Raw genomic sequence first — 20,621 nt, 5'->3', positions numbered from 1 at the left:
CTGTCGGGTCTGACCACACGACAACATGACAAAAAACAATAACGACATCACGATGAGAGAACACGCATGGCGATCAAACTGACAGTCAATGGCCAGTTACGGCAGTTGGACATTGAGGCGGACACCCCGTTGCTCTGGGTGTTGCGCGATGAGCTGGGATTGAAAGGGACCAAGTTCGGCTGTGGCAAGGGGTTGTGTGGCGCTTGTACGGTGCACCTGGATGGCAGCCCGGCTCGTTCCTGTTCGACACCAGTTTCCCTGGCGGAGGGGCGAGAAGTCACCACCATCGAAGGCCTGGCGCCCGAAGGCGAGCTGCATCCCCTGCAGCTGGCCTGGGTCGAACACAACGTGCCTCAGTGCGGTTACTGCCAGTCAGGACAGATTATGTCTGCGGCGCATCTCCTCAGCTACAACGCCGCGCCATCCAATGACGACATCGTCGCCGCCATGAGTGGCAACCTGTGCCGCTGCCGTACCTATGCCCGCATTCACGCCGCCATCAAGAGTGTTTCGAAGCACGGGGAGGCGGACGCATGAGCCTCAGCCGACGCGAATTCCTGAAAGCAACGGCCGTTAGTGGTGGCGGCCTGATGCTGTCTTTCAGCCTGGGTGGTTGTGCCGCCTCGGACAACGGGTACCGCGAATCTGGCGGCGAAGGGCGCTGGACGCCGAATGCCTGGCTGGAAATCACGGATCAGAACGGAATCACCCTGACGATCGCTCGTGTGGAGATGGGACAGGGCACGGTCACCGGCATGACCACGCTGGTCGCCGAAGAGCTCGACGTTCCGCCAGACACCCTTAAAACACGCTTTGCCCCGGTGGGTGACGCCTATCGCAATCCTCTCTACAAGCTGCAGTTAACCGGCGGCAGCACAAGCCTGGCGACGAGCTGGCAGCCCCTGCGCGAGGCGGGCGCTGCCGCTCGAATCATGCTGGAACGTGCAGCGGCCCGCACCTGGAATGTGGAGGCCCGTCGTTGCACCGGGCGGGATGGCCGGGTTTGGCATCCGGACGGGGAAACCTCATTGAGTTATGGCCAGCTGGCGGCCTTGGCCGCCCACGAGACCGTCCCCGATCCGGTTCCGCTCCGTCCTCGATCCGAATGGCGTTATATCGGCAAAACGAATACCCGTCACGATGCCGAGATCAAATCCACCGGCCAGGCCGAATACGGCATCGACGTGGACCTGCCGGATATGGTGTACGCGGTCATGACGCGACCACCGCGCCTGGGATTACGGGTGGAGGGCTTCAATGCGGACACGGTTCGGGCCATGCCCGGCGTGATCGACGTGGTCGAGACGGAACGGGGTGTGGCCATCGTGGCCGATAAGTATTGGCGGGCGCGCAAGGCGCAGGACGCACTGGAGATCGTTTGGGACGAGACCGACGCGCTGGATCTGGACGTCGACCACGTCTTCGAGACCTATGCCAGGGCCGCCGATGACGACCCCGGTGAGACCGAACGGGAAGACGGTGATGTTGAACAGGCCCGCAGCCAGGCAGGGCAGGTCCTGGAAGCCGAATACCGGGTTCCGTTCCTGGCCCACGCCACCATGGAGCCGATGAATGCGACCGCGCGGGTCAACGAGAACGGCATCGAAGTCTGGGCGCCGACCCAGGCACCGGACCTGGGCCGCATTGCCGCCGCCCGGGTGACGGATTTCTCGCCGGACGAGGTCACCATTCACACCACCTGGATCGGCGGCGGCTTTGGTCGCCGGCTGACCCAGGATTACATTGAAGAAGTGGCCGCCATCGCCTTCCAGGTGCGCCGCCCGGTGAAACTGCTCTGGTCGCGGGAAGACGACATGCGTCACGACGTCTACCGGCCCGCCATGCTGCACCGCCTGTCAGCGACATTGTCCGACGAGCAGATCACCGGCTGGGATCATCAAATCGTCGGTCCCCAGGTCCTGAACTGGTATGCCCGGAACGCAGCGGCCGCCCAGTTTCCGTGGGCGCCTAAGTTCCTCTACGACAGCCTGGCCCGTGTGGGCGTCATGGCCGAAGGGATCGCCACCCCCAAGGACACCTCGGCCATCGAGGGTGCGGTCGAATATCCCTACGCCGCGCCGAACGTGCGCGTGCGCCACACCCACGTGGACGCGGGAATACCGATCAGTTACTGGCGCTCCGTCGGCCACTCCCATAATGGCTTTGTCGTGGAAACCTTTATGGACGAGGTCGCCCACTCGCTGGGCCGAGACCCGTATAAATTCCGCCGGGATCTGCTGAAGCAGAAACCGGGAGACCTGGCGGTGCTGGACCGGGCCGCAAAGCTTGGTGACTGGAGCAGGCCGGTGCCTGAAGGCCGGGCGCGGGGCATAGCGATCCATCGCAGTTTCGGCACCCTGGTCGCCCAGGTGGTTGAGGCTGGCATTGAAGGTGGTGCCATCCGGGTCTATCGCGTCGCCTGTGTGGTCGACTGCGGCCAGGTGGTGAATCCCGACGTGGTCCGTATGCAGATGGAAAGCGGTATCCTGTTCGGACTAACGGCCGCGCTCTACGGCGAGATTGAGTTCGAACAGGGCGCCGTGAAGCAGGGTAATTTCGACGACTACCGATTGCTGAGCATGTACGACCTGCCGGAAATGACCATAGATATCATCGACAGCGAAGCGTCGCCCACCGGCGTGGGAGAACCCGGCGTGCCGCCGGTGATGCCCGCGCTGGGTAACGCGCTGTTTGCCCTGACGGGTAAACGGCAACGCAACATGCCGTTCAAAGTGGAGGTTTAGTGACACATCCCCAATACGCGGTGCTTGAGAAGGCGGCTGACTGGCTGGCGGAAGACCGGCGTGTCTGGCTCTGTACGGTCCTGGAAACCTGGGGCTCGTCCCCGCGGCCGGCCGGTTCCATGCTGGCGGTCAGCGACGACGGTCGCTGGGCGGGATCGGTGTCTGGCGGATGCCTGGAAGAGGATCTGCTGCAGCGCACTGCCCGGGGCGATCAGCCTGCGACACCGGTGGTGGTCGACTACGGCATCAGCGCCGATGACCAGGAGCGATTCCGGCTGCCGTGTGGTGGCCGTATCCAGCTGTTGGTGGAATCGCTCTCCGGCGATCACCGCGAAGGGCTCCGGCAACTGCTGCAGGCCCTGGCAGAGAACCGGCCGGTCAGCCGGACGGTCGCTCTGGATTCGGGGCAAGTGACGTTCGAGGTCGATGTGTCCGCGGCTACCGGCATCGAGCAGGATGAGGGTCGTATCCGTCAGGTTCTTGGGCCGGAATGCCGATTGCTGCTGGTCGGGGCCGGCGAAGTGGCCGCCCACGTGGCCGCCATCGGCCGCCGCTGTGGCTTTGCAGTAACACTGTGCGAACCGCGGGAGACCTTCCTGCGGGGCTGGCAGGAAGATGAGACACCCGCGGTCACGGCCCTGCCGGATGATCTGGTCATGGCCTCGTTCAGTGACCGATTCAGCGCGGTGCTGGCGCTGGCGCACGATCCGCGGGTCGACGACATGGCCCTGCTGGCCGCGTTACAGGCTGATTGCTTCTATGTGGGAGCCATGGGGTCGAAACAGACCTCGAGGGCCCGTCGTGAGCGCCTGCGGTCACTGGGCGTCAGCGAGACCCAGCTGGAGCGTCTGCACGCCCCCATCGGCGTGGCCATCCGCAGCAAGACACCGGCGGAGATCGCTGTCTCGATTATTGCGGATCTGGTGGACGTCCGGCATGGCTTGCTGGCCGGTCGTGGCGCTCTATAATACCCGGCAATGATCGACGGATTCCCGAATGGCGACGGCCTGGAGGCCCCATGTTTGATGTAATGCGCTATGCCGAGGCTGCCCAGTCGCTGATCGAAGCAGGCCGCTTCCTTTACGCCAACGGCTGGTCGCCGGCCACCAGCTCCAACTACTCGGCGCGAATTGATGAGCAACACGTTGCGATCACCGTGTCGGGGCGTCATAAGGGCCAGTTGGGCGCCGGCGACATCATGGTGGTGGACCTCGCCGGAAAGGCGGTGCAGAGTAACGCCCGCTCTTCTGCGGAAACCCTGCTGCACACCGTGCTCTATGAGCAGTTCCCGGATGTGGGCGTCGTCCTCCACACCCATTCGGTGAATGCGACGGTGCTCAGTCGCGCGCTGGCCGATCAGGGAAAGCTGGAACTGCAGGATTACGAGTTGCAGAAAGCATTCCCGGGTGTGGGCACCCACGAGTCCACGCTGACCGTGCCGATTTTTGAAAATACCCAGGACATTGATGCGCTTTCCCGCGAAACCCGCCACTGGTTTGCTGAACATCCGGACCAGCCGGGCTATCTGATCCGGGGCCACGGCCTTTATACCTGGGGAAAGACCATGGCAGACTGTTTACGCCATGTGGAAGCATTTGAGTTCCTGTTCGCCTGTGAACTGGAAATGATGAAGGTGACACGATGACCACGCTGCGTATCTACCGAGAACAACAGCCGGATCAACCGGAGATTGTGACTGACGACCCGACCGACATCCAGCGTCTGCTGAACGAGCAGGGCGTTCGCTTCGAACAGTGGCCGACCCGCGAATTGCCGGCCGATGCCTCCCAGGACGCGATTCTTGAGGCTTATGCCGATGAAGTCGCGCGCCTGAAAGACGAGTGTGGCTTCCAGACCGCCGATGTGGTCAGTCTGAACGCCGACAACCCCAACAAGGACGCGGCGCGCAAGAAGTTCCTCGACGAGCACACCCACAGCGAGGACGAAGTCCGCTTTTTCGTGCGCGGGCAGGGGCTGTTCTACCTGCACTTTGGCGAGAAGGTGTATGCCGTGTTGTGTCAGCAGAACGACCTGATCAGCGTGCCGGACGGCACCCGCCACTGGTTCGATATGGGGCCGGCGCCGGAATTCACCTGTATTCGTCTGTTCTCCAACCCGGACGGCTGGGTGGCCAGCTTTACCGGTGAGGACATTGCCAGTCGGCTCCCGCGTTACGAGGGCATGCTGGGAGCCGCTGGATGATTCGCGTCATCCTGACCGATATCGAGGGGACGACCAGCTCGATCACTTTCGTTCACGACGTGCTGTTCCCATACGCCGCCGAACACATGGCGGCGTTCGTGCGGGAGCAGGCCGACGAGCCGGCGGTGAGGGCGCAGCTGGATGCCGTGGCCCGGGAGACCGGCACGGATGCCGGCGATCTGGAGGCGTTGGCCCGGGTTCTCCAGGGCTGGATCGGCGAGGATCGCAAGGCGACGCCGCTCAAGGCATTGCAGGGCATGATCTGGGAAAAGGGCTACCGGGACGGCGACTTCAAGGGCCACGTCTACGACGATGCGGCGGAGAAACTGCGTGAGTGGCACGATCGCGGATTGCGCCTGTTTGTGTACTCGTCCGGCTCCGTCCAGGCCCAGAAGCTGATCTACGGTTTCAGCCGCTGCGGCGACCTGACGCCGTTCTTCAGCGGTTACTTTGACACCCGAATCGGGGCCAAGCGCGAAGCCGCCGCGTATCGGGCGATCCTGCACGAACTGGGTGTCGAACCCGAGACCGTCCTGTTCCTGTCGGACGTCACCGCCGAACTGGATGCCGCTTCGGAAGCGGGCATGGAAACCATACTGCTGGTGCGTGACGGCGACGCGCCGGAAACCGACTACCGGGTCGCCCGCGATTTTAACGACGTCGACGCGCTGATGAGCGAGATCGACTGACCCAACGGCGGGCCGATCGAGCCCGCCTTCTGCACTTTTTTGCCTTCCCGTGCGTACACTTGGCACAGATACCTGTATTTCCGGGCTGATGCTTTGCGCTTGAAAACGCTGTTCCTGATTCCTGTTCTGGCCAGTTTGCTGGTGGGCTGCAACCCGTTCTCGGCGCCGGACGCCATGATGGACGAGTACGTGGACCGGGTGGCCCGCGTGCTGGATGAAGACCCCCAGCTGTCCGACGTGCCGCTGGCGGACCTGTTTCCCCGGCGCCGGGAGCGGCGGCTGGAGATGCCCAAGCTTGAGCTGGACATGCTGGATTTTCTGTCCCTGTACGGCTGTGATCTCCAGGTGGTCGTCGGGGAGCGCAATTCCGGCCTGGGCCGGGTGATGCAGCCGGTCAACGTGTTGCGTTACGAGTTGCGTTTCATCAACGCCGCGAGGGATTGCCTGCCGGAGCTGGAAGACGATAAAGAGCTCTACGCCTCCGTGAAGCAGGCCCGCGAGGCCAAGCTGGAAAGTCTCCCGATTGCCATCTGGAACGCCACCTGGGCCACCGAGGAGATTGAGCAGCTCTTTACCCGAACGGAGGGGGCGCTGCCCATGGACGCGAGCGGCGAGACGGTCTCGGATCTGTCCGCCGATCTCGGACTGCTGAACGACCGGTTAGCGGCCATTGAATCGGGCGATATGAGTGTTGATCTGGGCTTTCTGGGCGGTGTGCATCAACGTTGGCAGGCGGAAAACCGGATGGGGCAGCTGATCAAGAGCGCCCTGTTGCTCACCACGCGCCTGAACGACGCGGCGGACCTGGTCGAACGGCGTCTGGCGGATCATCCGCTGTGTTTGAACGGCAAGACCAACAACGACGCGGACATCGCCAGGAACATGTTCTTCAAGATCTATGCGGGGAAAGTCCAGCCCTACCTGGCCGCCGTGGAGCAGGCACGACAGGCGCTGGTGCCAGGTTTCGAGCGGCTGGGGCGCAGTCAGACGGCAGTGATGCCCGACGGCTTCAAGGTCTACTTCAACCGCTACATCAGCCAGCAAGGGCCAGACAGTCTCTGGCAGCAGTTCGATGAGGCCATCGCCCGCCACACGAAGCAGTGGCAGATCCTGCTCAAGCAGTGCGGCATGCCGCCCGGGGCGGCGTCCTGAGCGGTATCAGCGCTGGCTCTCGGGTGTGACCCGCAGGATTTCCTCGATGGTGGTGGAGCCGGCGGCAATTTTCTGGGCGCCGCTCAGGCGCAGGGAGCGCATGCCGTCCTTGTAGGCATCGATCCGCAGCTGCTCCAGATCGCAGGATTCGTCCACCCGATGGCGCAGGGCAGGAGAGAGCTGCAGGATCTCGTAGACACCGGCGCGGCCGCGATAACCGGTGTTGCGGCATTCCAGGCAACCGCCCGGCGCAAAGACTTCCGTGGGCTTGGGCGCTTTCCAGGGCCGGGTCAGGTTGGCCCAGGCTTTTTCGTCGATCTGCGCCGGCTGCTTGCAGCTGGGGCACAACGTCCGCACCAGACGCTGGGCCATGACGCCGAGCACGGTCGCCCGGATCAGGTAGGGCGGAATGCCCAGTTCGATGAGGCGGGTGATGGCGCTGGGCGCGTCGTTGGTGTGCAGGGTGGACAGCACCAGGTGACCGGTCAGGGCGGCCTGAACGGCCATCTCGGCGGTTTCCAGGTCGCGGATCTCGCCCACCATGATGATGTCCGGGTCCTGGCGCAGCAGGGCGCGAACGCCCGAAGCAAAGGTCAGGTCAATGCCGTGCTGGACCTGCATCTGGTTGAACGCCGGTTCCACCATCTCGATCGGATCCTCGATCGTGCAGATGTTGACCTCCGGCGTCGCGAGCTGTTTCAGGGTTGAGTAGAGCGTGGTGGTCTTGCCGGAACCGGTCGGACCGGTGACCAGCACGATGCCGTGGGGCTGGTTGGTCATGTCGGACCAGCGCTGGATGTCCTCCTTGCCGAAACCGAGCTGGTCAAAGCTTTTCAGCAGGACTTCCGGGTCGAAAATCCGCATGACCATTTTCTCGCCAAACGCCGTCGGCATGGTCGCCAGGCGCAGTTCCACCTCGCTGTTGTCCGGCTTGCGGGTCTTGATGCGGCCGTCCTGGGGTTTGCGCTTTTCGGCGACGTTCAGACGGCCGAGGATTTTAAGGCGGCTGATGACGGCGACGCCCACCTGATCCGGAAATTCATAGACGTTGTGCAAAACGCCGTCGATGCGGAAACGGACCTGTGAGATGTTCCGGCGCGGCTCAATGTGGATATCGCTGGCGCGCTGCTCAAAGGCGTATTGCAGCAGCCAGTCGACGATCTTGACCACGTGCTGATCGTTGGCGTCCGGGCTCTTGTTGTCGCCCAGGTCCAGCAACTGCTCGAAGTTGTGGATGTTGGCGCCGCCCTGACTGGCGCTGCCACTGGCCTTACTGACCGAGCTGGCCAGCTGGTAGAACTCCACGGTAAAACGGCGAATGTCTTCCGGGTTGGCGACCACCCGCTTGATGTCCTTTTTCAGGACGTGGCGCAGGTTGGCCTCCCAGTCGTGCTTGAAGGGCTCGGCGCTGGCGATCCAGACCTCCTCCGGGAAAATTTCCACCGCGAGGATGTTGTGGCGCTGGGCGAACGCAAAGGACATGACGCGGGCGACACCGGGCGCGTCTATCTTGAGCGGATCGATGTGGTAGTAAGGCTGATCGGCCCAATGGGCGAGCCATTCGGTGAGCCGGTCGAGATCCAGGGTGCGTCCGGTCTTCTGGCTGGTCAGTGCGGCGATGGCGACTACTTCGAGCGGGTGGCGCTTGTTGGCGTCGGCGCCCAGATTGGCCGTTAGCACACGCTCGGCATCTGCCTGATCAATCTGGCCGTCCTCCACCAGGGCGGTACAGATATCCCGCAGGGTGAGTGTGGCGCGGGGCGGGGCGGCAAGACTGGTCGTCGACATGGGCAAACTACTCGGGCCGGTTGATTTTCAGATGCACCATAGCAGAAACGAAGAGCAGCAGGGTGACCAGCGCGTTGAGACTGGGAGCCAGGGCACCCTGCGTCAGCCAGGCGCTGACCACGAACTGCATGAAGTAGAAAATCAGAACGAAGCTCAGCCAGATCAGGCCCCGGTTATCGCCGCGGGCCACCAAAGGGATGAACAGGAGCAGGGGGACCAGCTTGACTGTCAGGACCAGTGGCAGGGAAAGGGCCGGATCCGGAGCCGGAAAGAAGGTGGTGATGACCAGCAACGCCACCAGGATGCCATACAGCACCTGGCACAGCAGTCGGGTCTTTCGGGCGCGTCCTGTGTGCAGCATGGCAGCTCGTTATTGTGACAGCCGAACGGCGAGGCGACCCAGTCGCTCACCCAGGGTCTGGCAGATGGTCGATTCGTCCGGCGTGATCGCGTGGGGATCGTCCGTGCCGGCCCAGTGGCTGGCTCCGTAGGGCGTGCCGCCCGCATCCGTCCGGGACAAGGCCGGTTCCGTGTAGGGCACGCCGGTGATCAACATACCGTGGTGCATCAGGGGAATCGCCATGGACAGCAGCGTCGCTTCCTGGCCGCCGTGGAGGCTGCCGGTGGAGGTGAAGAGCGCGGCCGGCTTGTCCACCAGGGCGCCGTTCAACCAAAGGTCGCCGGTGGTGTCCAGGAAATGCTTGAGTGGCGCGGCCATGTTGCCGAACCGGGTCGCGCTGCCCAACGCCAGACCGGCGCAGTGTCTGAGTTCTTCCGTCGTGCAGTAGACGGCGCCTTCGTCCGGAACCGGCGGCAGACTGGCTTCGGTGTCCGGTGAGACCGGCGGCACGGTGCGCACGCGTGCCTCGATGCCGTTGACGCGCGCCACGCCTCGGGCCACCTGCAGGGCCATTTCGGCCGTATGGCCACCGCGGCTGTAATAGAGAACGAGAATATACGGCTGTTCGCTCATCCGGTGGGCCTCAGAGAATATCCAGGACGGCTTCCGGCGGACGGCCCAGAGCCGCCTTACCCCCGTGCAGGACGATCGGGCGCTCAATCAGTTTGGGATGCGTGACCATCGCCTCGATCAGCTGCTCGTCGCTGAGGCTGCTGTCGTCCAGGCCCAGTTCCTTGTATTCCGACTCGCCCTTGCGCATGAGCTCGCGCGGCGATTTGCCGAGCTGCTTGAGGATAGCGGTCAGTTCGCTGGCGCTCGGCGGGGTGTCCAGGTAACGGACGACGTCCGGCTGGATGCCTTTTTCCTCGAGCAGGGCCAGCGTCTGGCGGGACTTGGAGCAGCGAGGGTTATGGAAAATGCGGGTGGCTTCTGTCATCGTGCATCCTCGGATTTCGGTGATCGATCGAATCTGCAGGGTAGTCTAACAGGAGGGATGCGTTTGCAGTACATTCAACGGTTTATCCCGGCCACTCTGGCAATGGCAAGTCTGCTGGTACTGTCCGGCTGTGACCGGCCCAGTTTTCAGGATGCCCAGGGCCAGACCCTCGACTGGTCCAGCCTTCGGGGGCAATGGGTGGTGGTGAATTACTGGGCCGAATGGTGCAAGCCGTGCCGCGAGGAAATACCGGAACTGAACCACCTGGATCAATCCCCCAATGTGACGGTACTGGGCGTCAATTTTGATGGCATTACCGGGGAGCCGTTGCGCTCGCTGGCGGACAAGATGCAGATTCAATTCCGCTTGCTGGCGGAAGACCCGGGACCGGCATTGGACTGGAAACAGCCCGTCGGACTGCCGGCATCGTTTATCGTGACGCCCGAAGGAAAACTGCTGGAAGCGCGCTTTGGCGCCCAGTCCGAGGCGGGCCTCAGGGCGTTGATCGAGGGCAAGGGGGCGTCCGGGTAAATTCCGGCAATCTTCAAGTTTCCCTGGAAATCAACCGCGAATTGTCGTCGCAGCGCTGTTAGAATTTCCCTTTATTCGTTGTCCCAATCAGAGCCAGATTTTCGCCCCATGTCCAATACCTTTGTCCATCTGCGCGTCCACTCCGAGTATTCGCTGGTCGACGGCATCGTCCGCATCAAGCCGTTCATCAATCGGGTGGCCGAACTCAACATGCCAGCGGTGGGGCTGACCGAGCAGTCCAACATGTGTTCGTTGGTCCGCTTCTACAAGGCGGCCATGGGGGCGGGCATCAAGCCGATCATCGGGGCCGACATCTGGCTGGAGAATCCCGACGAACCGGAAAAGCCCTTCCGGCTGACCCTGTTTGCCCGCAACCAGACCGGTTATCTGCACCTGACGGAAATCATCTCCCAGGGCTACACCGACGGCCAACTCCACGGTGTCCCCATCATCAAGCGGGAATGGATTGAATCCCGGGCTGACGGCCTGCTGGCGCTGTCCGGCGCCAAGGTGGGCGATGTCGGCCGGGCGCTGCTGGCGGGTAAGGCGGATCTGGCGCGTGAACGGGCGGAATACTGGAAGCGCCTGTTCCCGGACGCCTACTACCTGGAATTGCATCGGACCGGCCGTCAGGGCGACGAAGATTGCCTGCACCTGAGCGTCGAACTGGCCGATGAGCTCGAGCTGCCGGTGGTCGCCACCAACGATGTCCACTTCCTCAACCAGGAAGACTTCGAGGCGCACGAGGCCCGGGTCTGCATCGGCGAGAGCCGCACGCTCGATGATCCCCGCCGTGACCGCCGGTTCAGCGACGAACAGTACCTGCGCAGCCCCGAGGAAATGATCGAGCTGTTCTCGGACATTCCCGAGGCCATCGAGAACACCGTGGAAATTGCCCGGCGCTGCAGCGTCAAGGTGCGCATGGGGGAATACTTCCTGCCGGACTATCCGATCCCGGAAGGGATGACGATGGACGACTTCTTCCGCAAAGTGTCGGAAGAAGGTCTGGAAGACCGCTTGTCCCGCACGCTGTCGCCGGATGATCCCGAATACGACGAGAAGCGCGCCGCCTACTACAAGCGCCTCAATTTCGAGCTGGATATCATCATCCAGATGGGGTTCCCCGGCTACTTCCTCATCGTTATGGACTTTATCAAGTGGGCCAAGAACAACGGCGTTCCGGTGGGCCCGGGACGAGGCTCCGGTGCCGGCTCGCTGGTGGCCTACGCGCAGCAGATTACCGACCTGGACCCGCTGGAATACGACCTGCTGTTCGAGCGCTTCCTGAACCCGGAACGGGTCTCCATGCCCGACTTCGACGTCGACTTCTGTATGGAAGGCCGTGACCGGGTCATTGATTACGTGGCCGAGAAATACGGCCGCGCTGCGGTCTCCCAGATCATCACCTTCGGTACCATGGCCGCCAAGGCGGTGGTGCGCGACGTGGCGCGGGTCCAGGGCAAGTCCTACGGGCTGGCGGACAAGCTGTCCAAGCTGATCCCGTTCGAGGTCGGCATGACCCTGAACAAGGCCATTGAGCAGGAAGAACAGCTCAGGGATTTCCTGAACCAGGATGAGGAAGCCCAGGAAATCTGGGAAATGGCCCTCAAGCTGGAAGGGGTCTGCCGGAACGCCGGTAAGCACGCCGGGGGTGTGGTCATCGCGCCCACCAAGATTACCGACTTCTCGCCGCTCTACTGTGACGATGAGGGCGGCAGCCCAGTGACCCAGTTCGACAAGGGCGACGTTGAGGATGCCGGGCTGGTCAAGTTCGACTTCCTGGGGCTGCGGACCCTGACGATCATCAACTGGGCCCTGGAGATGATCAATCCCAAGCGGGAGAAGCAGGGCGAGGCGCCGCTGGACATCGGCAAGATTCCGCTGGATGACGTGCCGTCGTTCGACATGCTCAAGAAGGCTGAGACCACCGCCGTCTTCCAGCTTGAATCCCGCGGTATGAAAGACCTGATTCGCCGCCTGCAGCCGGACTGCCTGGAAGACATGATCGCCCTGGTGGCCCTGTTCCGTCCGGGGCCGCTGCAGTCCGGCATGGTGGACGACTTCATCGACCGGAAGCACGGTCGCCAGCCGATGTCGTTCCCGCACCCGGACTATCAATATGAGGGCCTGAAGCCGGTTCTGGAGCCTACTTACGGGGTTATCCTGTACCAGGAACAGGTCATGCAGATCGCCCAGGTGATGGCTGGCTATACGCTGGGTAACGCGGACATGCTGCGCCGGGCCATGGGTAAGAAAAAACCCGAGGAAATGGCCAAGCAGAAGCAGTTCTTCCTCGAAGGCTGCGAGAAAAACGGCATCGAGAAGACGCTGGCCGAGAACATCTTCGATCTGGTGGAGAAATTCGCCGGCTACGGCTTCAACAAATCCCACTCGGCCGCCTACGCGTTCGTGTCCTACCAGACCCTGTGGCTGAAGGCGCACTATACCGCCGAGTTCATGGCGGCGGTTCTGACCGCCGATATGCAGAACACCGACAAGGTGGTGACGCTGGTCGAGGAGTGTCGCAACCTGAAGCTGGACCTGGTCCTGCCGGATGTCAGCACCTCGGAGTACACCTTCACGGTGAACGACGACGGCCAGGTGGTCTACGGTCTTGGCGCCATCAAGGGGCTGGGTGAAGGACCGATCCAGAGCATTGTCGAGGCGCGCCGGGAAGGCGGTGCGTTCAAGGACATGTTCGATTTCTGCAAGCGCGTTGATCTCAAACGGGTGAACAAACGGGCTATCGAAGCACTGATCCGGGCCGGGGCCATGGACAAGCTGGGTCCGGGCCGGGCGCAGATGATGGCCAGTATCGAGAAAGCGGTGCAGCAGGCCGGCCAGCAGTCCCGCAACGAATCCGTGGGCATGGTGGACATGTTCGGCGAAACCCTGGACGGCACCGACAGTGATCCGTTCGAGGAAGTGCGCAAGGTGCGCGAGTGGCCTGAGAAGGAGCGTCTCAAGGGCGAGAAAGACACGCTGGGCCTCTATCTGACCGGCCACCCGTTCGATGAGTACGAGCGTGAAGTGCGTCGGTTTGCCCGCCAGTCCATCGCCGATCTCAAGCCGGCCAAGGCGCCGCAACGGGTGGCGGGCCTGGTGGTGGCCATGCGCACCATGAAGAACAAGCGCGGCCAGACCATGGCCTTTGTTACCCTGGACGATCGCTCCGCCCGCATTGAGGCGACGCTGTTTTCCGAGACCTTCAACGACAATCGGGACCTGTTGCAGTCCGATGAGGTGGTGGTCGTGGATGGGACGGTCAGCCATGACGACTACTCCGGCTCCCTGAAAATGCGGGTCAGCGATGTCATGGACGTGGCCACGGCGCGCCAGCGCTACAGTCGCGGCCTGCAAATGTCGCTGTCGTCCGAGCAGCTGGGTAACGGGTTGCTCGACAAGCTGGACCGCACGCTGCAGCCGCATCGGGGCCGTGAGGGCACCGGCTGCCCGGTCTGGATCAACTACCAGAGCGACGAGGCGCGGACCCGGATTCAACTGGGTGAGACCTGGCGGGTCCAGCCCAACGACGATTTACTGCTAAACTTGCGACATCTTGTCGGCGATCAGGCCGTGGAACTGGTTTACGACTGATGTGTCTGGTCTACGACGAAGGTGTATAGCGCAAGTGGGTTCAGGCCGAGCCGGGTTATACCAATGTCCGCTTTTTCTAGGCATCCGGGCCTGTTAGGTTCCCTACATGACACTGGAATGGGTGTCCCGATACCGGTGTAGGCGGGACACGAGAGCCAACGACGACGGAAGATCATGAATCCCAATTACCTGGATTTCGAACAGCCTATCGCCGACCTGGAAGCCAAGATTGAAGAGTTGCGCCTGGTTGGTAACGACAGCGAACTGAACATCACCGACGAGATCAGTCGCCTCAAGAACAAGAGCGTCAGCCTGACCGAGAATATTTTCTCCAGCCTGACCCCCTGGGACATCGCGCGACTGGCGCGTCATCCCCGGCGGCCTTATACGCTCGATTACATCGAGATGGTGTTCGACGATTTCGACGAACTCCACGGCGATCGCAAGTACGCCGATGACCTGTCCATCGTGGGCGGCACCGCTCGTCTCGACGGGCAGCCGGTGATGGTGATCGGTCACCAGAAGGGGCGTGAGGTCAAAGACAAGGTCCGTCGCAACTTCGGGATGCCGCGGCCGGAAGGCTACCGGAAGGCCCTGCGCCTGATGGAAATGGCCGAGCGCTTCCGCATGCCGATCCTCACCTTTATCGATACGCCGGGTGCCTACCCGGGTATCGGCGCCGAGGAGCGCGGCCAGAGTGAGGCCATCGCCTACAACCTGGCTGTGATGTCGCGCCTGAAAACCCCGGTGATCGCCACGGTGATCGGTGAGGGCGGTTCCGGCGGCGCACTGGCCATCGGTGTCTGCGACCGCCTGTACATGCTTCAGTATTCCACCTACTCGGTGATTTCTCCGGAAGGTTGCGCGTCGATCCTCTGGAAGAGCGCCGAGTATGCCGCCCAGGCGGCGGAAGCCATGGGCGTCACGGCCAACCGCCTGAAAGAGCTTAACCTGGCCGATGTGGTGATTCCCGAACCGCTCGGCGGCGCCCATCGCTCGCCGGAAGACATGGCGAAGGCGCTCAAGGCGCAGCTCAAGTCCGGCCTGGCCGAGTTAGGCGCGCTGGAAACCGATGATCTGGTCAATCAGCGCTACGAGCGCCTGACCGCCTATGACACAGGCCGGTAATCGGCTCGATCCCTCGACATGGCCTGTCGCACTGCAGCAGGCCATGTCGGCTCTCCCTGATGCTCCCCGCATGGTTGTCGCGCTCAGCGGCGGCCTGGACTCCATTTTCCTCCTGAACGTGGCGGCCGCGTGGTTTGCCGATCGTGGCGAAGACCTTGTCAGCGCGCTTCATATCAACCATCAGCTGCAGGCGGCCGCCCGGGATATGGCCGACCAGAGTCGCCTGGCCTGCAATCGGTTAGGTGTCCCGCTGACCCAGGTGAGCGTCGACGTCGACGCCGGCAAAAGCCTCGAAAACGAAGCCCGCAAGGCGCGCTACCGGGCCTTTGAGCAGCATCTTGGGCCGGGGGACTGCCTGCTGATGGCGCACCACGCGGATGACCAGGCGGAAACTGTGCTGTTTCGGCTGGTGCGAGGGACGGGCGTGCGCGGGCTGGCCGGTATGCCGCCATCCCGCCCGTTAGGGGCGGGGCGCCTCTGTCGACCGCTGTTGGGGATGCCGCGAAGCGAGATTGAAGCGCTTGCCCGTCAATGGGCGTTGCAATGGTTTGACGATCCGACCAACGAAGAAACCGGCTACGACCGTAACTATCTCCGTCATCAGGTGCTGGGCCCGCTGAACCATCGTTGGCCTGGAGTGATTGGCAGCATCGGTCGCGCCGCTCGACAATGTGACGAAGCCAGCCAGCTCACGGCTCGTCTGGCGGCGTTGCAGCGGCGGGACATTGAAGATGATCGGCAACGGTTGTCGGTTGCCGGGCTGACGGCGCTGGATCTGTCAGAGCGGAAAAATCTGCTACGCTGGTGGTTGATTGATTGCGGATGCGAACCACCTCCCGCAGCCCGACTCGAACAGGCGATGGCGGATCTGCTGTCCGCCGGTCCGGACCGGGAGCCGGAGTTGCGTGGCGCCGGGTACTGCGTTCGCCGCTACCAGGGGAAGCTGTACTGCCTGCGCGATCGCGGCGTGGCGCCGTCGTCGAACGTGACCTGGGTCACTGACGAGGTGTTGCCCTGGGCTGGCGGTGCGGTGAAAGCCATCGGCGGAGGGCAAGGTCTGACGCTGACGGTCACGGCGCGCCAGGGGGGCGAGCGCTTGCGGCTCCTGCCGGGTGGCCCCAGTCGGCCGCTTAAAAAATGGCTGCAGGAGCAGGGCGTACCACCCTGGGAACGGGACCGTATCCCACTGATCTGGCAGGACGATGAACTGGTGGCTGTGGGCGACTTGTGGGTTTCCCCTACACTGATCGAAGCCATTGACGTCGCGTCATGGCGGATTGTCTGGGAGCGGGATTGTCGTTGAGTAAGAGGGGGCCTTCTGGTATTCTGGCGTCCCATCTTGAGATGACAATCTCCCCCCTTCACCGAACCAGATAAATCACACGGAAACTGCATGACGCGTTATATTTTCGTCACCGGCGGTGTCGTGTCCTCATTGGGCAAAGGGATCGCTTCCGCTTCCCTTGCGGCCATTCTTGAGGCACGCGGCTTAAAGGTCACTATTCTCAAGCTGGACCCTTACATCAACGTCGATCCCGGCACCATGAGCCCCTTCCAGCATGGTGAAGTCTTCGTAACCGAAGACGGTGCCGAGACCGATCTAGACCTCGGTCACTACGAGCGGTTCATCCGCACGCCGATGAGTCGTCGCAACAACTTCACCACCGGTCGCGTCTACGAAGAGGTGATCCGCAAGGAACGCCGTGGCGACTATCTGGGCGGCACCGTTCAGGTCATCCCCCACATCACTGACGAGATCAAGCGCCGCGTTGTGGAAGGTGCGGCCGGTGCCGACGTGGCCCTGATCGAAATCGGCGGTACCGTGGGCGACATCGAATCCCTGCCGTTCCTCGAAGCCACCCGTCAGTTGAAAGTGGAAGTCGGCCCGCGTCGCGCACTCTTCATGCATCTGACCCTGGTGCCGTACATCGCCACGGCGGGTGAGGTGAAAACCAAACCGACCCAGCATTCCGTGAAAGAAATGCGTTCGATCGGTCTGCAGCCGGATATCCTGCTGTGCCGTTCCGAGCATGAGGTGGATCTCAGCTCCCGCCGCAAGATTGCCCTGTTCACCAACGTGGAAGAGCGGGCGGTGATTCCGCTGCAGGATGCGAAATCCATCTATCAGATTCCCCGCATGCTGCATGAGCATGGCCTGGACGAGCTGATCATCGAGCGCTTTGGCCTGGAAAGCGATGCCGGTACGGCGAACCTGTCCGAGTGGGATGCGGTCGTCGATGCCCAGCTGAACCCGGAGCACGAAGTGACCATCGCCATGGTCGGCAAGTACATGGAACTGCTGGACGCCTACAAGTCGCTGATCGAGTCCCTGCTGCACGCGGGCATCAAGACGCGTACCAAGGTGAACATCAACTACATCGACTCCGAAGACATCGAGCGTGACGGTACCGGTGCGCTGGCCTCGGCCGATGCCATCCTGGTGCCCGGTGGGTTCGGTGAGCGCGGTGTGGAAGGCAAGATCGAGACGGTTCGCTACGCTCGTGAGAACAAGGTGCCATACTTAGGCATCTGTCTGGGCATGCAGGTGGCCGTCATCGAATACGCGCGCAACGTGGCCGGTCTGACCGACGCCCACAGTACCGAATTCCGTCCCCAGACCAGCACGCCGGTGGTAGGCCTGATCACCGAGTGGCTGGATTCCACCGGTGAAACCGAGCAGCGCGATGCCGCTTCCGACCTGGGCGGCACCATGCGCCTGGGCGCGCAGGACTGTGTGCTGGGCGACGATTCCACCATTGCCCAGTGTTACGGCCGCAAGGTGATTCGCGAGCGTCATCGTCATCGCTATGAGGTGAACAACCACTTCCTGCCGCAGCTGGAAAATGCCGGTCTGCGCATCTCCGGTCACTCCACCGACGGCCGTCTGGTCGAGGTTGTCGAGGTGGCGGACCACCCCTGGTTCGTGGCCTGCCAGTTCCACCCGGAGTTCACATCAACGCCGCGTGATGGGCATCCTCTGTTCAAGGGCTTCGTTGAAGCGGCCCTCAATCGCAAGAAAACGAGCTAAACGCTGCGCCGGCCCATTGTGGCCGGCGTCGTTGTTTCTATCGCAGGAGCATTGAGTCCGACATGTCTCAGAAAACCATCACGGTCGCGGATCTGTCCATCGCTAACGATCGGCCGTTCGTGCTGTTTGGCGGGATGAACGTCCTCGAATCCCGTGACCTGGCCATGGAAGTGGCCGAAGCCTATGTCGACGTCACCCGCCGGCTGGGCATCCCCTACGTGTTCAAGGCGTCTTTCGACAAGGCCAACCGATCGTCCATCCACTCGTTCCGGGGCCCGGGTCTCGATGCCGGGATGGAAATCCTCAAGGACATCAAGGACCGCTTTGGCGTGCCGATCATTTCCGATGTCCATGAGCCCTGGCAGGCCCAGCCTGCGGCCGAGGTCTGCGATATTATCCAACTGCCGGCGTTCCTGAGCCGCCAGACGGACCTGGTTGAGTCCATGGCCCGCACCGGCGCGGTGATCAATATCAAGAAAGCCCAGTTCCTGGCGCCCCAGGAGATGAAGCACATCATCAACAAGTGCCGGGAAGCGGGCAATGACCGCATCATCCTGTGCGAACGGGGCACCAGTTTTGGTTACAACAATCTGGTGGTCGATATGTTGGGCTTCGGCATCATGAAAGACTTCCAGTACCCGGTGTTCTTCGACGTGACCCACGCCTTGCAGATGCCGGGCGGACGGTCCGACTCCGCCGGCGGTCGTCGGGCCCAGGTGGCCGATCTGGCCCGTGCCGGCATGTCCCAGGGGCTCGCCGGTCTGTTCCTGGAGGCCCATCCGGACCCGGATAACGCCAAGTGCGACGGGCCCTGTGCGCTGCGCCTGAAGCAGCTGGAGCCGTTCCTCAAGCAGGTCAAGGCCATTGACGACCTGGTCAAGGGCTTCGAGCCCCTGGATACGGCCTGATCATTCCCAATCCTGAATTTTCCAATTCCGACAAACCTAAATTCTGGAGACAAAAAGCATGACCAAGATCGCGGATATCAAAGCGCGCGAAATCCTTGATTCACGGGGCAACCCCACGGTAGAAGCGGACGTGATCCTCGAGTCCGGCACCATTGGCCGCGCCTGCGCGCCGTCCGGCGCCTCCACCGGTTCCCGCGAGGCCCTGGAACTGCGCGACAAGGACGCGTCCCGTTACATGGGCAAGGGTGTCACCAAGGCCGTTGGCGCGGTCAACACCCGCATCCGTGACGCCCTGAAAGGTTTCGACGCAGCGGACCAGCGTGGTCTGGACAAGGTCATGATCGATCTGGACGGCACCGAAAACAAAGCCAACCTGGGCGCCAATGCCATCCTGGCGGTCTCCCTGGCGGCAGCCAAGGCTGTTGCGGCCGAGCGCAAGATTCCGCTGTACGCGCACATCGCCGACATCAACGGCACCGCGGGTCAATACTCCATGCCGGTCCCGATGATGAACATCCTCAACGGCGGCGAGCATGCCGACAACAACGTCGACATCCAGGAATTCATGATCCAGCCGGTGGCGGCGTCCAGCTTTGCCGAAGCCCTGCGTATCGGTGCCGAAATCTTCCACAACCTGAAGAAGGTGCTGCAGGCCAAGGGCCTGAACACCGCCGTCGGCGACGAAGGTGGCTTCGCCCCGAACCTGCCGTCCAACGAAGGCGCTCTGGCGGTCATCAAGGAAGCGGTGGAAAAGGCCGGCTACGAGCTGGGCAAGGACGTGACCCTGGCGCTGGACTGCGCGTCCTCTGAATTCTATCGCGATGGTCAATACGACCTGGCGGGCGAAGGCAAAAAGTACGATGCTGCCGGCTTTGCCGACTACCTGGCTGGCCTGTGCGACAGCTATCCGATTGTGTCCATTGAAGACGGTATGGACGAGAGCGACTGGGACGGCTGGGCCACCCTGACCGAAAAAGTGGGTGACCGGGTACAGCTGGTCGGTGACGATCTTTTCGTGACCAACACCAAGATTCTGAAACAGGGCATCGACAAGTCCATTGCCAACTCCATCCTGATCAAGTTCAATCAGATCGGCAGCCTCAGCGAAACCCTGGACGCCATCAAGATGGCGCAGGACGCCGGCTACACAGCGGTGATCTCGCACCGGTCCGGTGAAACCGAAGACACCACGATTGCCGACCTAGCCGTGGCCACCTGCGCAGGCCAGATCAAGACCGGCTCTCTGTGCCGTTCTGACCGCGTGGCCAAGTACAACCAGCTGCTGCGTATTGAGGAAGAGCTGGCTGGAAAAGCACCTTACCGTGGCCTGAAGGAAATCAAAGGCCAGGCGTAAGCTGGCGGCACAGCGCCCGGCCAGACCGGTTACCGGGCGTGTTGCACAGGAAGGCTCAGGTGTAAAATCTGGGCCTTTTTGTCAGATCAGGCCAGGTTGGGCCGTGCATCTTTATTTTTGCGTGGTTCCGTAATCGCGCTTGGCTGATTTTTAGGCTAGACTT

18 protein-coding genes are annotated in these 20,621 nt (G+C 62.3%); 14 read left to right on the top strand and 4 right to left on the bottom strand.

Going from position 1 to position 20,621, the window contains the following annotated elements; genetic code table 11:
* Positions 1-66: 66 nt before the first annotated feature.
* From JL474_RS05930 to JL474_RS05900, 7 genes are all read left to right on the top strand, one after another.
* Positions 67-537 (top strand): (2Fe-2S)-binding protein, encoded by a 471-nt coding sequence (locus JL474_RS05930; protein WP_203141249.1) that lies wholly within the window; start codon positions 67-69, stop codon positions 535-537.
* Entirely contained in the window at positions 534-2,744 is a 2,211-nt protein-coding gene (locus JL474_RS05925; protein ID WP_203141248.1) for a xanthine dehydrogenase family protein molybdopterin-binding subunit, read from the top strand. The genes JL474_RS05930 and JL474_RS05925 overlap by 4 nt, the downstream gene beginning before the upstream one ends.
* Complete coding sequence (locus JL474_RS05920; protein WP_203141247.1) at positions 2,744-3,712, top strand: XdhC family protein; 969 nt, start codon at positions 2,744-2,746, stop codon at positions 3,710-3,712. The genes JL474_RS05925 and JL474_RS05920 overlap by 1 nt, the downstream gene beginning before the upstream one ends.
* A 50-nt stretch (positions 3,713-3,762) precedes the next feature.
* Complete coding sequence (locus JL474_RS05915) at positions 3,763-4,389, top strand: methylthioribulose 1-phosphate dehydratase (RefSeq protein WP_203141246.1); 627 nt, start codon at positions 3,763-3,765, stop codon at positions 4,387-4,389.
* Positions 4,386-4,946 carry a 1,2-dihydroxy-3-keto-5-methylthiopentene dioxygenase gene (locus JL474_RS05910; RefSeq protein WP_203141245.1) on the top strand — a complete coding sequence of 187 codons (561 nt, stop codon included), beginning with the start codon at positions 4,386-4,388 and terminating at the stop codon, positions 4,944-4,946. The genes JL474_RS05915 and JL474_RS05910 overlap by 4 nt, the downstream gene beginning before the upstream one ends.
* A complete protein-coding gene (gene mtnC / locus JL474_RS05905; RefSeq protein WP_203141244.1) occupies positions 4,943-5,635 on the top strand; it encodes an acireductone synthase in 693 nt (230 codons plus the stop codon). The genes JL474_RS05910 and mtnC overlap by 4 nt, the downstream gene beginning before the upstream one ends.
* Positions 5,636-5,734: 99 nt before the next feature.
* A complete protein-coding gene (locus tag JL474_RS05900) occupies positions 5,735-6,787 on the top strand; it encodes a DUF3080 domain-containing protein (RefSeq protein ID WP_236011995.1) in 1,053 nt (350 codons plus the stop codon).
* 6 nt (positions 6,788-6,793) lie between these two features.
* On the opposite strand, the gene JL474_RS05895 is transcribed toward JL474_RS05900, so the two are convergent.
* The 4 genes from JL474_RS05895 to arsC are packed head-to-tail and all read right to left on the bottom strand — an operon-like array spanning position 6,794 to position 9,912.
* Positions 6,794-8,575, bottom strand: coding sequence for a GspE/PulE family protein (locus JL474_RS05895; protein WP_203141243.1), 1,782 nt, complete (start codon positions 8,573-8,575; stop codon positions 6,794-6,796).
* A 7-nt stretch (positions 8,576-8,582) separates the two neighbouring features.
* Positions 8,583-8,936, bottom strand: a complete 354-nt coding sequence (locus JL474_RS05890; RefSeq protein ID WP_203141242.1) for a DUF2069 domain-containing protein — start codon at positions 8,934-8,936, stop codon at positions 8,583-8,585.
* Positions 8,937-8,945: 9 nt separating this feature from the next.
* Positions 8,946-9,548, bottom strand: a complete 603-nt coding sequence (gene wrbA / locus JL474_RS05885) for an NAD(P)H:quinone oxidoreductase (protein WP_123635506.1) — start codon at positions 9,546-9,548, stop codon at positions 8,946-8,948.
* A 10-nt stretch (positions 9,549-9,558) separates the two neighbouring features.
* The gene (gene arsC / locus JL474_RS05880) at positions 9,559-9,912 is read right to left on the bottom strand and encodes an arsenate reductase (glutaredoxin) (protein WP_123635507.1); all 354 of its coding nucleotides are present in this window, start codon (positions 9,910-9,912) and stop codon (positions 9,559-9,561) included.
* 63 nt (positions 9,913-9,975) lie between these two features.
* On the opposite strand from arsC, the gene JL474_RS05875 reads away from it, so the two are divergent.
* The 7 genes from JL474_RS05875 to eno all read left to right on the top strand — a co-directional run bounded on the left by JL474_RS05875 (position 9,976) and on the right by eno (position 20,458).
* Positions 9,976-10,443 carry a TlpA family protein disulfide reductase gene (locus JL474_RS05875; RefSeq protein WP_223807976.1) on the top strand — a complete coding sequence of 156 codons (468 nt, stop codon included), beginning with the start codon at positions 9,976-9,978 and terminating at the stop codon, positions 10,441-10,443.
* 108 nt (positions 10,444-10,551) lie between these two features.
* On the top strand, positions 10,552-14,040 hold the full coding sequence (dnaE, locus tag JL474_RS05870; protein WP_203141241.1) for a DNA polymerase III subunit alpha: 3,489 nt from the start codon (positions 10,552-10,554) through the stop codon (positions 14,038-14,040).
* Between the two features lie 174 nt (positions 14,041-14,214).
* Positions 14,215-15,168: an acetyl-CoA carboxylase carboxyl transferase subunit alpha gene (gene accA, locus JL474_RS05865; protein WP_203141240.1), complete on the top strand. Its 954-nt coding sequence runs from the start codon at positions 14,215-14,217 to the stop codon at positions 15,166-15,168.
* 43 nt (positions 15,169-15,211) lie between these two features.
* On the top strand, positions 15,212-16,471 hold the full coding sequence (gene tilS, locus JL474_RS05860; RefSeq protein WP_203141239.1) for a tRNA lysidine(34) synthetase TilS: 1,260 nt from the start codon (positions 15,212-15,214) through the stop codon (positions 16,469-16,471).
* A 90-nt stretch (positions 16,472-16,561) separates the two neighbouring features.
* Positions 16,562-18,196, top strand: coding sequence for a CTP synthase (locus JL474_RS05855; RefSeq protein WP_203141238.1), 1,635 nt, complete (start codon positions 16,562-16,564; stop codon positions 18,194-18,196).
* 62 nt (positions 18,197-18,258) lie between these two features.
* Positions 18,259-19,104 carry a 3-deoxy-8-phosphooctulonate synthase gene (kdsA, locus tag JL474_RS05850; protein WP_123635513.1) on the top strand — a complete coding sequence of 282 codons (846 nt, stop codon included), beginning with the start codon at positions 18,259-18,261 and terminating at the stop codon, positions 19,102-19,104.
* A gap of 58 nt (positions 19,105-19,162) precedes the next feature.
* Positions 19,163-20,458 (top strand): phosphopyruvate hydratase, encoded by a 1,296-nt coding sequence (eno, locus tag JL474_RS05845; protein WP_203141237.1) that lies wholly within the window; start codon positions 19,163-19,165, stop codon positions 20,456-20,458.
* Positions 20,459-20,621: the final 163 nt, after the last annotated feature.

Source organism: Marinobacter mangrovi, from assembly GCF_016798325.1.
Taxonomy (GTDB): domain Bacteria; phylum Pseudomonadota; class Gammaproteobacteria; order Pseudomonadales; family Oleiphilaceae; genus Marinobacter_A; species Marinobacter_A mangrovi.
The sequence above is the reverse complement of the archived record's forward strand: the minus strand, read 5'-3'. Positions and strand labels throughout refer to the sequence as shown.